Raw genomic sequence first — 14,588 nt, forward strand, 5'->3', positions numbered from 1 at the left:
GTGCGGCAGATCGATCATCGCAGCAAGAATCCACCGCCGGCGCCCCCCGCCCGCGCAGGTAAAATGCGCTTTTGCCCGCCCGCCCCCGATGCCCGCCTCCCCCCCGGCCCCGCGCCGCCCCGAACTGCTCGCCCCCGCCGGCACCCTCGACATGATGCGCACCGCCTTCGCCTATGGCGCGGACGCGGTCTACGCCGGCCAGCCGCGCTATTCGCTGCGCGTGCGCAACAACCACTTCGGCCAGCTCGACACGCTCGCCGCCGGCATGGCCGAGGCCCGCGCCGCCGGCAAGCTGTTCTATCTCGTCGCCAACATCTATCCGCACAACGCCAAGCTGCGCACCTTCGAGGACGACATGGCGCCGGTGATCGCGCTGCAGCCCGACGCGCTGATCATGGCCGACCCCGGGCTGATCCTGATGGTGCGCGAGCGCTGGCCCGAGGTGCCGATCCACCTCTCGGTGCAGGCCAACACCACCAACTACGCCTCGGTGCGCTTCTGGCAGTCGGTGGGGGTGAAGCGCGTGATCCTGTCGCGCGAGCTGTCGCTGGACGAGGTCGCCGAGATCCGCGACGCCTGCCCGGACATGGAGCTGGAAGTCTTCGTGCACGGTGCGCTGTGCATCGCCTACTCCGGGCGCTGCCTGCTGTCGGGCTACTTCAACCACCGCGACCCCAACCAGGGCAGCTGCACCAACTCCTGCCGCTGGGACTACAAGCTGCACGAGGCCGCCGAGGACGCCGCCGGCGACATCCAGGCCTGCGGCGCCACGCCGATCGGCAACCCCAAGGACGCCGGCGCGGTCGGCACCGCCACCCGCAGCGCGCTCGACACCGCGCAGGGGCTGGCGCTCGGCGGCGGTCCGCGCCACCTCGGCGGCAGCAAGGTGTGGCTGCTGGAGGAGGGCACCCGCCCGGGCGAGCGGATGCCGATCGAGGAAGACGAGCACGGCACCTACATCCTCAACTCGAAGGATCTGCGCGCGATCGAGCACGTGCAGCGCCTGGTCGAGATCGGCGTCGATTCGCTCAAGATCGAGGGCCGCACCAAGAGCCCCTACTACGTCGCCCGCGCCGCCCAGGGCTACCGGCGCGCGATCGACGATGCGGTGGCCGGGCGGCCCTTCGATGTACGCCTGCTCGGCGAACTCGAGGGCCTGGCCAGCCGCGGCTACACCGACGGCTTCTATCAGCGCCACTCCACCCCCGAGCAGCAGAACTACCTGCGCGGCCACTCCGAATCCGGGCGCAGCCTGCTGGTGGGCGAGATGGTCGGCTGGGACGCCGCGCGCGGCCTGGCCGAGGTCGAGGTCAAGAACGGCTTCGGCGTCGGCGACCGGCTGGAGTTCGTACAGCCGGGCGGCAACACCGAGGCGGTGCTGGAGCGGCTGTTCGGCGCCGATGGCGAGGCGATCCAGCGCGTGCCGGGCAGCGGCCGGCGCGTCTGGCTGGCGCTGCCGGCGGATGCGGACCCGGCGCGACCCTGCTTCATCGCGCGCTTTCTGTGAAGTGCGACCACCGCCGGCCGGGCGCGGTCGTGTGTCGCCATCAAGGCGGGCTTCAACGTGGACGCGCGGTGTTCAGGAATCCTTTAACCTGAGCCCCGCCGCGGACGACGTGCCCGCATCCCCGCTTCCCCAGCCGTACATCGAAACTCACCCCCTCCCCATGATCCTGAACATCGACCTCGTTTCCGACTTCGTCTGCCCGTGGTGCTTCCTCGGCGCCGTCCGTCTCGACCGCGCGCTCGCCGAGCTGCGCGCGACGCGCCCCGACATCGAGCCGCGCATCAACTGGCTGCCCTTCTTCCTCAACCCGGACACTCCGCCCGCGGGCGAGCCCTACCGCGCCTTCCTGGAGGGCAAGTTCGGCGGCCCGGTGAAGGCCGAGGCGGTGCTGGACCAGGTGCGCGAGGCCGCCGCCGGCGACGGGCTGCAGTACGCCTTCGAGCGCATCGCCACGCGCCCGAACACGCTCGCCGCGCACCGCCTGCTCTACCGTGCCCAGGCCCACGGCCACAAGCCGGAGCGCGTGTGCGCGCTCGCCCACGCGCTGTTCGCCGCGCACTTCCAGGAGGGGCGTGACATCGGCGACCTCGACACCCTGGCCGATCTCGCCGCCGCCTGCGGCGACCGCCGCGAACTGGTGCGCGAGTGGCTGGAGCGCGGCACCGATGCCGACAAGGTGCAGCGCATGGCCGCCGGACTGCGTCGCCAGGGCATCGAGGGCGTGCCCTTCTTCATCCTCGACCGCCGCCTCAGCCTGTCGGGCGCACAGTCTGCCGCGGTGATCGGCGCCGCGCTGCTGCAGGCGCTGGAAACCGGCAAACCGTCCTGAGGGCGGGAACGCCCGCCGCCACCGGCGCGTCTTAGCAGGGACACCCTCACCGGACCCGATCGCGATGAACGCAAGCCACGAAACCCGCCACATGCTCGACGCCGCCGACCTGCGCGCGCTCGCCGAGGCGCGCGTGCTGCTCGAGCGGCCCAGCCTGGCCGCGCGCCTGAGCAGCTTCGTCGGCAGCCCGCTGGAGAAGGGCATGGCGCGCCTGCCGGCGAGCTGGCGCGAGCGCATCGGCGGGCTCGCCCACGACGCGCTGATGAAGGCGATGGACACCGCGGCGAAGACCCTGCAGCCCGCCGCCCAGCCAGCCTCTCCGCGCCTGCACAAGCTGCTCGGCTCGGTGAGCGGCGCGGGCGGCGGCGCCTTCGGGGTCGCCGGGCTGACGGTGGAGATCCCGCTGTCGACCGTGCTGATCATGCGCTCCATCCTCGACATCGCGCGCGGCGAGGGCGAGGACATCGGCAGCGCGCAGGCGAGGCTGGCCGCGCTCGAGGTGTTCGCCCTCGGCGGCAACGCGAGCAACGACGACGCGGCCGAGGCGGGTTACTACGCCGTGCGCGCGGCCCTCGCCACCACGGTGTCGGAGGCCGCGCGCCACTTCGCGCAGAAGGGGCTGTCGAGCGAGGGCGCGCCGGCGCTTGCACGGCTGATCACGATGGTGGCGGCGCGCTACAAGGTGCAGCTCACCCAGAAGGCCGCCGGCATGCTCGTGCCCGGCATCGGCGCCGCCGCGGGGGCGACGATCAACCTGATGTTCATGGACCACTTCCAGGCCGTCAGCCGCGGCCACTTCACCGTGCGGCGGCTGGAACGCCGCTACGGCGAGGAGGCGGTGCGCGCGGCGTGGCAGGCGGTCGGACGCCCCCACCCCGGAAACCGTAGCGGTTTCCCGTAGGAGCGACGCAAGTCGCGATTCGGCCGTACGAGGGCCGCGGCACGTGGATTGCCGCCGATCGCGACTGGCGTCGCTCCTACGAGAACCGCAGCGCCGCGCTCCGGGACGACCGCCGCCGGTGCAGCCCCGGTAGGAGCGACGCAAGTCGCGATTTGGCCGTGCGAGGACCGTGGCGCGTGGATTGCCGCCGATCGCGACTGGCGTCGCTCCTACAAAAGAACCGCAGCGCCGCGCTCCGGACAACCGCCCCCGGTGCAGTCCCGGTAGGAGCGACGCAAGTCGCGATTCGGCCGTACGAGGACCGCGGCGCGTGGATTGCGGCCGATCGCGACTGGCGTCGCTCCTACGAGAACCGCAGCGCCGAGCTCCGGGACAACCGCCGCCGGCGCAGCCCCGGTAGGAGCGACGCAAGTCGCGATTCGGGCGTGCGAGGACCGCGGCGCGTGGATTGTTGCGGCCGATTGCGACTGGCGTCGCTCCTACGAGAACCGCAGCACCGCGCTCCGGGACAACCGCCCCCGGCGCAGCCCCTGTAGGAGCGACGCAAGTCGCGATTTGGCCGTACGAGGACCGCGGCGCTCAGCCCGCCGGCGGGTAGGCTTTGACGAACTCTTCCCAGGGCAAGGGCGGGCTGAAGTGGAAGCCTTGCGCCAGGTCGCAGCCCTGGCGGCGCAGCACGTCGAGGTGGGCGGCGGTCTCGACGCCCTCGGCGACCACGCGCAGGCCCAGGCTGTGGCCGAGCGAGACGATCGCCGAAACCAGCGCCGCGTCGCGCGTGTTGCGGTCGATGCCGCGCACGAACAGGCGGTCGATCTTGAGTTCGTCGATCGGGAAGCGCTTGAGATAGGCGAGCGACGAATACCCCGTGCCGAAATCGTCGATCGCCAGGCACACGCCGAGCGCGCGCAGATGGTCGAGGCGCGCGAGCGCGCGGTCGGTGTCGTCCATCAGCATGCTTTCGGTGAGCTCCAGCGTCAGGTCGCCCGGCGTCATGCCGGTCTCGGCGAGCACGCTGCCGACCATCGCGGCGAAGCCTTCCTCGCGGAACTGGCGCGCCGAGATGTTCACCATCATGTGCAGCGGTGCGCCGCCCGCCTCGCACCAGCGCCGGTGATGCTCGCAGGCGCTGCGCAGCACCCATTCGCCGATCGGCACGATCAGGCCGGTGTCTTCGGCGAGCGGGATGAAGTCGGCCGGCGACACCAGGCCGAGGTCGGGGTGGCGCCAGCGCAGCAAGGCCTCGACCGCGACCAGTTCGCCTCCCTCGGCCTTCATCACCGGCTGGAAGTAGAGCTGCAGCTCGTCGCGCGGCAGGGCTCGGTGCAGCGCGGTCTCGAGCGCGAGGCGCTCGAGCGAGCGCGCGTTCATCGCCGGCTCGAAGAGCTGGAAGCTGTTGCGCCCCTCGTCCTTGGCGCGGTACATCGCCACGTCCGCGTGCTTGACCAGGGTGTCGGCGTCGCGCGAGTCGTCCGGGTACACGGCGACGCCCACGCTGGTCGTCACCACCAGCTCGCGGCCCTCGACATTCACCGGGCGGCGCAGCTCCGCGACCATCCTGCGCGCCATCGTCGCCGCCTCGTCGGGGCCGGACAGGTTGTTGAGCACGACGAGGAACTCGTCGCCACCCATGCGGGCGACGGTGTCGTCGTCGCGCAGGCTGGCGCGCAGGCGGGCGGCGATCTCGACCAGCAGCTTGTCGCCCACCGCGTGGCCGAGGCTGTCGTTGATGCGCTTGAAGCGGTCGAGGTCGACGAACATCACCGCCAGCCGGCAGCGCAGGCGTGCGGCGTGGGCGAGCTCGACCTGCAGGCGGTCGTCGAGCAGGCGGCGGTTGGGCAGGCCGGTGAGCGGGTCGTAATAGGCGAGGTCGCGGATGCGCGCCTCGGTCTCCTTGAGCCGGCTGATGTCGGTGAACAGCGCCGCGTAATGGGTGAGCACGCCCTCGCGGTCGCGGATCGCGGTGATGTGCAGCAGCTGCGGATACACCTCGCCGGTCTTGCGCCGGTTCCACACCTCGCCTTGCCACTGGCCGTCGCCCAGCAGGCCGTCCCACATGCGGGCGTAGAAGGCGGGGCTCTGGCGGCCGGAGTTGAGTACCGAGGGATTGAGCCCGACGACCTCTTCCGGCGCATATCCGGTCATGCGCGTGAAGGCGGGGTTCACCGAGAGGATGCGCGCGTGCGCGTCGGTGACCATCACCCCTTCGAGCGAGCTCTCGATCACCTTCTCGGCCAGGTAGAGGTCGCGCTGCGAGGCGCTCAGCGCGAGGTCGCGCGCGCGCAGGGCGTCGTGCAGCTCATGCACGTACGCCAGCTCCATGCCGCTGAGGATGTCCTTGAAGCTGACCAGGTCGACCAGTTCGCCTTCGCCGTCGAGCACGCCGATGTGGCGGATGTGGCGCTCGGCGAGCAGCATGCGCACGCGGTACAGGCTGTCGTCGGCGCGGCAGGTGACGAGCGGCCGGCTGGCGAGCTCGCCGAGCGCGCGGTCGGCCGTGCGCTGCGCCACCAGCCGGGTGACGTCGCGCTCGGTGAGGATGCCGTAGCGCCCCGCGGGCGCGGAGGCGTCCGCCGCGCCGTAATCCACCACGACCGCGTCCACCCCGCCCTCGCGCATGCGCCGCGTCGCCTCGCCCAGCCCCGCCGCCGCGGGCAGCGCGTGCAGGCCGCCCTTGACCAGCGCATCCACCCGACGCAGCTTGAGGTAGTGCTCGATGCCCTGGTTCAGCACCACGTCGGTCTGCGACACGATGCCCACGCGCCGGCCGGTCTCGTCCTCGACCACGTAGTGGCGCACATGCTCCTCGCGGAAGCGCACGGTCAGCTCGTGCAGCGGCGTCGCCGTCGACACCACGCGCACCGGCGAGCTCATCACGGCGCGTACCGGCAGGGCGAAGGTCGTGGGGTCGTCGAAATCCACCCGCAACGCGTCGCGCTCGGTCCAGATGCCCACCACACGGTCGTCCTCGACCACCAGGATCGAGCTCACCCGGCGCTCGCTCATGCGCCGCGCGGCCTCGTGCAGGGGCTCGTCCGGGGCGCACTCGAGCAGGTTGCGGCCGATGATCTCGCCGACGCGGGTCTCGTCGTTGCCGGGCATGGAGAAGGCCTCCTCGCTCAGGAGGCGGTCGGATTCAGGACGGTTCATGGGGGACTCGGCACAGGCTTTAGATTCTGTATAACGGCTCCAGCCGACTGAAACCTGAGGCGGCTGCGCACATTGTCGCACCCGTGGCCCGGCAGGCGGACCCCGGCTAACCCGCAGGGAGGCCTTCACCCTGCGGTAACACGCCCGGCGCATGCTGGCCGAATGATCCGCGTGCTGATGGTCTCCGACGTCTTCTTTCCGCGTGTGAACGGCGTGTCCACGTCGATCGCGACCTTTCGTCGCGCGCTTGCCGCGCAGGGCGTCGAGGTGCGCCTGATCGCGCCGCGCTACGCCGGCGAGGCCGAGGAGCCCGGCATCGTGCGCGTCGCCGGGCGCCGCCTGCCGCTCGACCCCGAGGACCGCCTGGTCGATGCGCGCGCGATGCATGCCGCCGCCCTGCGCGAGGCCGCCGTCTGCGACCTGGTGCACATCCAGACCCCCTTCCTCGCCCATCGTGCCGGACTGCGCGCCGCGCGCGCCCGGGGCAGGCCGGTGCTGCTGACCTATCACACCTTCTTCGAGGAATACCTCCACCACTACCTGCCCTTCCTGCCCGCGGGCGTGCTGCGCGGGCTGGCGCGGCGGGTGTCGCGCACGCAGTGCAATGCGGTGGATGCGGTGGTGGTGCCCTCGACCGCGATGCACGAGCGCCTCGCCGGCTACGGCGTGCGCAGCCCGATGGAGGTCCTGCCCACCGGCATCCCGCTGCAGGACTTCGCCGCCGGCGACGGTCCGCATTTCCGCCGCCTCTACGACATCCCGGAAGATGCGCCGATGGCGCTCTACATCGGCCGCGTCGCGCACGAGAAGAACATCGGCTTCCTGCTCGAGGTCGCCACCCGGCTGAAGGCGCGTCGCCCCGACTTCGTCCTCGTGGTCGCCGGCGAGGGGCCGGCGAACGCCCGCCTGCAGCGCCAGGCGCTCGCCGCCGGGTTGGGCAGCACCGTGCGCTTCGTCGGTTATCTCGAGCGCCGTCGCCGCCTGCCCGACTGCTACGCCGCCGCCGACGTGTTCGTGTTCGCCTCGCGCACCGAGACGCAGGGCCTGGTGCTGCTCGAGGCGATGGCCGCCGGGCTGCCGGTGGTCGCGCTGTCCGCGATGGGCACCACCGACATCCTGCGCTCCGAGCGCGGCGCACGCATCGCGCCCGACCATCCCGACGGCTTCGCCGCCGTGGTCGACGTCGTGCTCGCCGACCCCCGCCTGCGTCGGCGCCTCGCCGCCGAGGCGCGCGGCTACGCCGCGGAGTGGGCTGACGGCGTGATGGCCGGGCGGCTCGCCGCGCTCTACCGCAGGCTGCTCGCCGCGCCGCAGTCTGTGCCGCCGGTGCACGCGTCGCAGGTCGTCTCCACCCGCTGAGACGCTGGGCAGGCGGCCCGGGCTTGCGCGCGTCCGTGCCTGCGCACAAGATGCGCCGATCGGACACGGAGCTGCCCATGAACACCACCACGCTCACGATCACCGGCATGCGCGACGAGGAGTGCCTGCGCCTGGTGACCAATGCCATCCAGGACCTGCCCGGCATCGGCTGGCTGGAGATCTCGCTCGCGACCGGCGCGGCCACCATCGAGCACGGCGCCTTCGTCGCCGAGGCCGACATCCATCAGGCCATCGAGGACGCCGGCTTCGGCGTGCGCTGAACACGGCGGGCACGGGAACCCGCGCGCCCGCGCACGCTCGAAGAGCGACCCCATCCGCCGGTTCGCCCCCTCTTGACGCCCACCCTCCGCAGCTTTCCCGGCGGCCTCGCCTTTGTCGACATCGAGACCACCGGCGGCCCCGCCCAACGCGAATCCATCACCGAGATCGGCATCGTCCAGGTGGATGAGGACGGCGTGCGCGAGTGGTCGACGCTGGTGCGTCCCGCGTCGCGCATCCCAGAGACCATCCAGCGCCTCACCGGCATCGACGACGACATGGTCGCCGACGCACCGCGCTTCGAGGACATCGCCGACGAGGTCTTCGACCGCCTCGACGGCCGCCTCTTCGTCGCCCACAACGCACGCTTCGACCACGGCCACCTGCGCGCCGCCTTCCGCCGCGCCGGGTTCGACATGCGGCCGCAGGTGCTGTGCACCGTCAAGCTGTCGCGCCGGCTGTTCCCCGACCACCGCCGCCACGGTCTCGACCACCTCATCGAGCGCCACGGCCTGGCGGTGGCCGACCGCCACCGTGCGCTCGGCGACGCCCGGCTGCTGTGGCAGTTCTGGCAGAAGATCCACGAACGCTTTCCGCCCGGTCACATCGATGCCGCGGTGCGCGAACTCATCGGCCACCCCAGCCTGCCCCCCCACCTCGACCCCGAGCAGATCGCCGACCTGCCCGACACGCCGGGGGTGTATCTGTTCTACGGCGAGCGCGGGGGCGAGAGCAGCCAGCCTGGGGGCAACGATGAAGCCGACGTCGAAGCCGAGGCCGATCCGCTCGGACCCGGCAGGGCGCGCACCGGCGCGCGCGACCGCAAGCGCCACGCGCCGCTGCAGGACTTGCCGCTCTACATCGGCAAGAGCACGCGCCTGCGCACCCGCGTGCTGTCGCACTTCGCCGCCGACCACAGCAGCGACCGCGAGCTCAGCCTCAGCCAGCAGGTGCGCCGCATCGAATGGATCGCGACCGCCGGCGAGGTCGGCGCGCTGCTGAAGGAAGCCGAACTGGTCAAGCGCCTGCAGCCCACCCACAACCGCCAGCTGCGCCGCAACCGCGAGCTGTGCACCTGGCGGCTCGCCACCGACATCGTCGGCGACTGGCGGCTGGAGCTGGTGCATGCGGCCGACCTCGACTTCGGCCGCCGCGACGACCTCTACGGTTTCTTCCGCACCCGCCGCGAGGCCACCAACCGGTTGCGCGCGCTCGCCCGCGACCACGCCCTGTGCCCGCCGCTGCTCGGCCTGGAGAAACCCCCGCAAGGTGCGCGCTGCTTCGACTTCCAGTTGAAGCGCTGCCGTGGCGCCTGCCACGGCGGCGAATCCCCCCAGGCCCACGCCCTGCGCCTGATCGAGGCCCTGCACGCGCTGAAGGTCGAGCACTGGACCTGGCCCGGCCCGGTCGGCCTGCGCGAGGGCGAGGCCATCCACGTCGTCGACGGCTGGCGCTGGCTCGGCACCGCCACCGACGAAGCCATGCTCGCCGACCTGCTGGAGGCCGGCCGCCCGGCCTTCGACCACGACATCTACAAGATCCTGGTCAAGGCGGTGAGGCGGCTGCCGGTGGTGAAGCTCTAAGGCGCAGCCACGCCCCCCGGGGGGCGGGGCACGAGTCGGGCGCCGCCGGCGCAGCATCCGGGATGCAAGGCGGATTCTGCAGGAGCGACGCAAGTCGCGATGGCAACGTCTGATCACCCGCCGAGGCTCGTCGCAGCCGGGTGGCCGTCATCGCGACTCGCGTCGCTCCCACGGAAAACCGGCGCAGCCGGCGACGAGTGCGGTTTCGGAGACGCCAGCCAGCCCGTTCCCGCGGCCGCAATCCGGCCGCGCCGGAGGTGGATGCCTCGCCGCGCGTACCGCCGGGCGCCGAACCGCGCAAGCGCTGCCCGAGTCTGCGACAATCCCTGTCGGTGCGCCTGGTTCGAGGCGCCGCCCCCCCCCACAGCCCCAGTGGACCACGATGGACCCGACCACCCCCTACGACATGATCGGCGGCGAACCCGTACTCGCCCGCCTGTGCGACCGCTTCTACGGCCTCATGGCCGAAACCCCGCAGTTCGCCGAGCTGCGCGCGCTGCACCCCGAAGACCTGCAGGGTTCCCGGGACAAGCTCTTCATGTTCCTCTCCGGCTGGCTGGGCGGGCCGGACCTATTCGTGCAGCAGTTCGGCCACCCGCGGCTGCGCGCCCGCCACATGCCGTTCGCGATCGGCACCCGCGAGCGCGACCAGTGGGTCGCCTGCATGCTGCTGGCGATGGAGGAGGCGGGAATCGCCGAGCCGATGCGCGAGCGCCTGCTGCAGAGCTTCTTCAAGACCGCCGACTTCATGCGCAACCAGCCGGGCTGAAGCCGCCCGCGGCCGCCCGGCGCGCCCGGCCGCTCCCGGTCCTGGCGCGCCGACGATCACCGCCGCCCACCCGTACCTTATCCGGAGCCGAATTGACCACGCCCCACCCCTCCCACTCCGACGCCGTCCGGGGTCTGCTCGCCGCACTCGCCGTGGTGGTGTTCTGGTCCGGCTTCAACCTCGTGTCGCGCTTCGGCGCCACCACCAGCTTCAGCCCCTTCGACATCGCCGCGATGCGCTACGGCGTCTCCGGCACGATCGCGCTGCCCTTCTTCCTGCGCTTCGTGCCGATGCGCGACTGGCCGCGCCATGCCGTGCTCGCCTGCGTCGGCGGGCTGGCCTACGGGCTGTGCGTGTATTGGGGCTTCGCCTTCGCGCCGAGCGCGCACGCGGGGGTTTTCGTGAACGGCGGCATCCCGTTCTGGACCATCGTGATCATGGCGGTGACGAGCGGCTTCCGCATCGCCCGCCCGACCGTGGTCGCCCTGCTGCTCTCGACCGCCGGCCTGCTGCTGATCGGCTTCGAGAGCCTGCTCGCCCCGGCGCAGGGGAGCGCCTGGATCGGCGACCTGCTCTTCCTCGCCGCCGCACTGGCGTGGGCGATCTTCGGCCTGCTGATGCGGCGCTGGCAGGTCAAGCCGCAGTTCGGCATCCTCGGCATCGCGAGCTTCTCGGCGCTGGTCTTCATGCCGATCTACCTGCTCTGGCTGCCCTCCGGCATCGGCGCCGCGAGCTGGGGCGAGATCGCGCTGCAGTGCGTGTACCAGGGCGTGATCGCCTCCATGCTCGCCGCCGGCTTCTACAGCTACGCGGTGCAGAAGGTCGGCGCCGGCGAAGCCTCGATGATGCTGGCGCTGGTGCCCGCGTTTACCGCGATCGGCGCCTATCTGATCCTGGATGAGGCCCTCGGCACGACCACCATCGTCGGCATCGTGGTGGTGTCGGCCGGGGCCCTGCTCGGCGCGCTGCCGCCAGCGGCGCTGGCCCGCGTGCGCGGCTCGGGCTCGGCCCACAGCGCGCGATAGGCGCCGTCCGCGTCGTACATCGCCGCCTGCCGGTCCGGATCGAAGCGCCGCCCGCCACGCGGATCGGTGCCGCGGCCGGCGATGTAGAGCCAGTTGCCCTGGTTGCTATACACGTCGTAATCGACCAGCTGCGCCTCGAACCACGCCGCGCCGGCACGCCAGTCACAGCCGAGGTCGTGGATCAGGTAGCTGGCGACGATCTGGCGCATGCGGTTCGACAGCCAGCCGGTGGCCGCGAGCTCGCGCATGCCGGCGTCGATGAAGGGATGGCCGGTGCCGCCCACGCGCCAGGCCGCGAACGCAACGGCGTCGTGCGCGGGCTGCGCTGCGCCTTCGTTCAGCCCGCGCGCCCGGTACAGACGGCGGCCGTGCTGCAGATGCAGGAGGCGGAAGTAGTCGCGCCACAGCAGCTCGAACCACAGCCAGTAGCTTCCGTCGCTCGGCCCCTGCTCGATCTCGTGGCGGCGCAGCGCGGCCAAGGCCACCCGCGCCGACAAGGCGCCCTGCGCCAGCCAGGGCGAGAACTTGCTGGAGAAGTCGACGCCGCTCAGCCCGTTGCGCGTCGCCTTGTAGTGCCGCGGCCGATCGCCGGCGAAATAGCGTGCCAGATGCGCGAGCGCCGCACGCTCGCCCCCGGCGAATGCCGGCTGCCACCACGGAAACGAGGCCTGTTCGCCGATTTCCACGGTGAGCGCATCGGCGGCCCCGCAGGAGCCCCCGTAGGAGCGACGCAAGTCGCGATTCCCCGGTTCCGCACGCTCCACTCCCGGCGAGCGCCCGGCGCGGAGATCGCGACTTGCGTCGCTCCTGCGGGGCCGTCGATCGAGCGGTGGCCACGGCGGCAGGGTCCGCGGCGCCGGCAGGGGCGCGGGCGGCTGCAGGCCGGCGGACTCCACTGCCTGGCGAAAGGCGGTGAACACCTTGGGCAGGCGCGCCGCCGCGAAAGGCAGCGCCGCGGGGTCGAGCAGGGTGGACTGCCATATCGCCTTCACCTTCAGCCCGGCGGCGCGTAGCGCGGCGAGTTCGTCCTCCTCCTCGGGTGCCGCGATCGCCTCGCACACCACCACGGCCGCCCCCACGGCTTCCGCGAGCGCCGGCAGCACCGCGCGCGGCGCGCCGTTCAGCTGCAGCAGCGCGCTGCCGCGCGCCCGCAGGGCCGCATCCAGGTCGCCCAGCGCCGCCTCCAGGAAGGCGCGCCGATGCGGCCCGCGGCGCACGAAGCCCCAGCGCGTCGGTGCATCGGCGGAGGGGTCGTGGCAATAAACCGGAAGCAGGCGCCCGGCGGACGCACAGGCCTCCACCAGCGCGAGGTTGTCACCCACGCGCAGATCGTTGCGAAACCAGAAGATCACCACGTCCGAAAGCATCGACACCCACCCGCAAAGCCCTCGAGGCCCGCCTGTTCTCAGCGGCCTGCCGCAAAAAGTCGTCGTTCAGCGCCCCGGCTTGCCATGCTCCCGCCGGCAGCGCTCCGAGCAAAAGCGCACCTCGTCCCACACGCGCTCCCACTTCTTCCGCCACGCGAACGGCCGCCCACACCCCGCGCATGGCTTCGTCGGCAGATCCCCCTTGCGCCGCATCCGCATCGCCTTGCCCCCTCAAAACCCCAGGTCCAGCTGTCCCGACGCCGACCCCGCCGCCGTCTTGCGCCGCCCCTGCGGCGGCTTGCGCGAGCCGTGGCGCTCGACGATGGCCGCCTTCGCCGCGCGCACCTCGGGCTGGGCGCGCAGTGCGTGGATGCGCGTCTTGGCGGCGCGCGTGGCGGTCTCCAGATCGACCACCGGCAACGCGATGTCCTCGCCGACGCGCGCGCCGCAGCGCGCCTGTACCGACTCCGGCATGCGCCAGGGCTCGAACAGCCAGGTGTCCGGCACCCGCCGCAGTGCCGGCAGCCAGCGCCGCACGAACACGCCCTGCGGGTCGTGGTCGCGCGCCTGCTTGATCGGGTTGTACACCCGGGTGGTGTTGATGCCGGTGGTGCCGGACTGCATCTGCAGCTGGCTCCAGTGGATGCCGGGCTCGTAGTCGAGGAAGGCGCGCGCCAGCCACAGGCCGACCTCGCGCCAGTGCAGCCAGAGCGGGTAGGCCGCCACCGACACCAGCATCGCGCGCATGCGGAAGTTGAGCCAGCCGGTCGCGCGCAGCATCGCCACGCAGGCGTCGACCAGTGGCCAGCCGGTGCGCCCGCCCACCAGCGCGTCGAAATGCGCCCGGTTCCATTCCGGCTCGCGCAGGCCGTCGTAGCCGCGGTGCAGGTTGCGAAACTCCAGCGTCGGCTCGCTCTCCAGCTTCTGGATGAAGTGGCAGTGCCAGTACAGGCGGCTGAGGAAGGCCGCCAGGCCGGCGCGGCGGCGGTCGCCCTCGGGCAGCGCGGCGACGCGCGCGCGGGTGGCCTGCACCAGTTCGCGCAGGCTCAGGCAGCCCCAGGCCAGGTAGGGCGACAGCCGCGAGCACGCGGTGGGTGCCTTCAGCGGCGAGGAGATGCCGCCGCGGTATTGCCCGCTGCGCGCGTCGAGGAAGTCGTGCAGCACCTCCAGCGCCGCGTGCCGCCCGCCACGCTGGCGCCGGGGCGGCTCGAAGGCGTCGAGCCCGAGGGCCACGGCCGTCGGCGCACGCACGGCGGCGATCGCGCCGCGATCCGGCCAGGTCGCGCCGGCGCCCGGCTGCAGGGCAGCGGGTAACGCAACGAAGCGCAGCCGCGAGGGCTCGGGCAGCTCGACCTGCGGCGCGGCGACCTGCGCCTCCCACGCTGCCTGCCAGCGGTCGCGGTCGTCGAGCCGGCGCACCACGCCGAACTGCGCCGGCTCGTGCCAGCGCACGCCGCGCGCCCGGCACCAGCGCGCCACTGCGCGGTCGCGCGCGTAGCTCGCGGCGTTGCCGGTCTCCTCGTGCGAATGCAGGGTGTCGAAGGGCGCTGCGGCGTGCAGGCGATCGAGCACCGCGACGGCCTCGCCCACCAGCAGGTGCAGGCGACCGCCGACGCGGGCCAGCCCGGCGTGCAGCTCGCGTGCGCTTTCGAGCATGAACTCGTAGTGCTGGCGCGCGGCGTCGGGCTGCGCCCACAGCGACGGCTCGACGATCAGCACGCACAGCACCGGCCCGCGCCGCGCGGCCGTGGCCAAGGCGGCGTGATCGGCGAGGCGCAGGTCGCGCTTGAACCAGACCAGGCCGTAGCTCACGGCGTGCTCC

At 72.3% G+C, this 14,588-nt stretch carries 11 protein-coding genes and 1 pseudogene; 8 read left to right on the forward strand and 4 right to left on the reverse strand.

The window, feature by feature from the left end; genetic code table 11:
- The first annotated feature begins 88 nt into the window (after positions 1–88).
- From trhP to PO78_RS14345, 3 genes are all read left to right on the forward strand, one after another.
- A complete protein-coding gene (gene trhP / locus PO78_RS14335; RefSeq protein ID WP_043744717.1) occupies positions 89–1,507 on the forward strand; it encodes a prephenate-dependent tRNA uridine(34) hydroxylase TrhP in 1,419 nt (472 codons plus the stop codon).
- 160 nt (positions 1,508–1,667) lie between these two features.
- A complete protein-coding gene (locus PO78_RS14340; RefSeq protein WP_043744720.1) occupies positions 1,668–2,336 on the forward strand; it encodes a DsbA family oxidoreductase in 669 nt (222 codons plus the stop codon).
- 64 nt (positions 2,337–2,400) lie between these two features.
- On the forward strand, positions 2,401–3,237 hold the full coding sequence (locus PO78_RS14345) for an EcsC family protein (RefSeq protein WP_043744723.1): 837 nt from the start codon (positions 2,401–2,403) through the stop codon (positions 3,235–3,237).
- A 579-nt stretch (positions 3,238–3,816) separates the two neighbouring features.
- On the opposite strand, the gene PO78_RS14350 is transcribed toward PO78_RS14345, so the two are convergent.
- Entirely contained in the window at positions 3,817–6,384 is a 2,568-nt protein-coding gene (locus PO78_RS14350) for an EAL domain-containing protein (protein ID WP_043744726.1), read from the reverse strand.
- A 162-nt stretch (positions 6,385–6,546) separates the two neighbouring features.
- On the opposite strand from PO78_RS14350, the gene PO78_RS14355 reads away from it, so the two are divergent.
- The 5 genes and pseudogenes from PO78_RS14355 to PO78_RS14375 form a co-directional block, all read left to right on the forward strand.
- On the forward strand, positions 6,547–7,743 hold the full coding sequence (locus PO78_RS14355; protein ID WP_043744729.1) for a glycosyltransferase: 1,197 nt from the start codon (positions 6,547–6,549) through the stop codon (positions 7,741–7,743).
- Positions 7,744–7,820: 77 nt separating this feature from the next.
- Positions 7,821–8,024 (forward strand): heavy-metal-associated domain-containing protein, encoded by a 204-nt coding sequence (locus PO78_RS14360; protein ID WP_004316756.1) that lies wholly within the window; start codon positions 7,821–7,823, stop codon positions 8,022–8,024.
- A gap of 72 nt (positions 8,025–8,096) precedes the next feature.
- Positions 8,097–9,605, forward strand: a complete 1,509-nt coding sequence (locus PO78_RS14365) for a 3'-5' exonuclease family protein (protein ID WP_043744733.1) — start codon at positions 8,097–8,099, stop codon at positions 9,603–9,605.
- A 382-nt stretch (positions 9,606–9,987) separates the two neighbouring features.
- On the forward strand, positions 9,988–10,374 hold the full coding sequence (locus PO78_RS14370) for a group II truncated hemoglobin (protein WP_043744734.1): 387 nt from the start codon (positions 9,988–9,990) through the stop codon (positions 10,372–10,374).
- Positions 10,257–11,273 (forward strand): annotated as a pseudogene (locus PO78_RS14375) (DMT family transporter); the annotation flags it as partial. The gene PO78_RS14370 and the pseudogene PO78_RS14375, both read left to right, overlap by 118 nt.
- On the opposite strand, the gene PO78_RS14380 reads toward PO78_RS14375, so the two are convergent.
- The 3 genes from PO78_RS14380 to PO78_RS14385 form a co-directional block, all read right to left on the reverse strand.
- Positions 11,258–12,766 carry a DASH family cryptochrome gene (locus PO78_RS14380; RefSeq protein ID WP_082047800.1) on the reverse strand — a complete coding sequence of 503 codons (1,509 nt, stop codon included), beginning with the start codon at positions 12,764–12,766 and terminating at the stop codon, positions 11,258–11,260. The pseudogene PO78_RS14375 and the gene PO78_RS14380 overlap by 16 nt on opposite strands.
- Positions 12,767–12,832: 66 nt before the next feature.
- A complete protein-coding gene (locus PO78_RS22390; protein ID WP_004316769.1) occupies positions 12,833–12,985 on the reverse strand; it encodes a DUF2256 domain-containing protein in 153 nt (50 codons plus the stop codon).
- Positions 12,986–12,997: 12 nt separating this feature from the next.
- On the reverse strand, positions 12,998–14,578 hold the full coding sequence (locus PO78_RS14385; protein WP_043744740.1) for a cryptochrome/deoxyribodipyrimidine photo-lyase family protein: 1,581 nt from the start codon (positions 14,576–14,578) through the stop codon (positions 12,998–13,000).
- Positions 14,579–14,588 lie beyond the last annotated feature (10 nt).

It is taken from the genome of Thauera sp. SWB20 (assembly GCF_000831325.1).
GTDB classification, from domain to species: domain Bacteria; phylum Pseudomonadota; class Gammaproteobacteria; order Burkholderiales; family Rhodocyclaceae; genus Thauera; species Thauera aminoaromatica.

What these genes read in the sequence shown, in the direction of transcription:
- PO78_RS14370 (WP_043744734.1), top strand. Translation starts at nt 9,988, where the DNA reads ATGGACCCGACCACCCCCTACGACATGATCGGCGGCGAACCCGTACTC.
- PO78_RS14360 (WP_004316756.1), top strand. Translation starts at nt 7,821, where the DNA reads ATGAACACCACCACGCTCACGATCACCGGCATGCGCGACGAGGAGTGC.
- trhP (WP_043744717.1), top strand. Translation starts at nt 89, where the DNA reads ATGCCCGCCTCCCCCCCGGCCCCGCGCCGCCCCGAACTGCTCGCCCCC.
- PO78_RS14350 (WP_043744726.1), bottom strand. Translation starts at nt 6,384, where the DNA reads ATGAACCGTCCTGAATCCGACCGCCTCCTGAGCGAGGAGGCCTTCTCC.
- PO78_RS22390 (WP_004316769.1), bottom strand. Translation starts at nt 12,985, where the DNA reads ATGCGGATGCGGCGCAAGGGGGATCTGCCGACGAAGCCATGCGCGGGG.
- PO78_RS14345 (WP_043744723.1), top strand. Translation starts at nt 2,401, where the DNA reads ATGAACGCAAGCCACGAAACCCGCCACATGCTCGACGCCGCCGACCTG.
- PO78_RS14340 (WP_043744720.1), top strand. Translation starts at nt 1,668, where the DNA reads ATGATCCTGAACATCGACCTCGTTTCCGACTTCGTCTGCCCGTGGTGC.
- PO78_RS14380 (WP_082047800.1), bottom strand. Translation starts at nt 12,766, where the DNA reads ATGCTTTCGGACGTGGTGATCTTCTGGTTTCGCAACGATCTGCGCGTG.
- PO78_RS14355 (WP_043744729.1), top strand. Translation starts at nt 6,547, where the DNA reads ATGATCCGCGTGCTGATGGTCTCCGACGTCTTCTTTCCGCGTGTGAAC.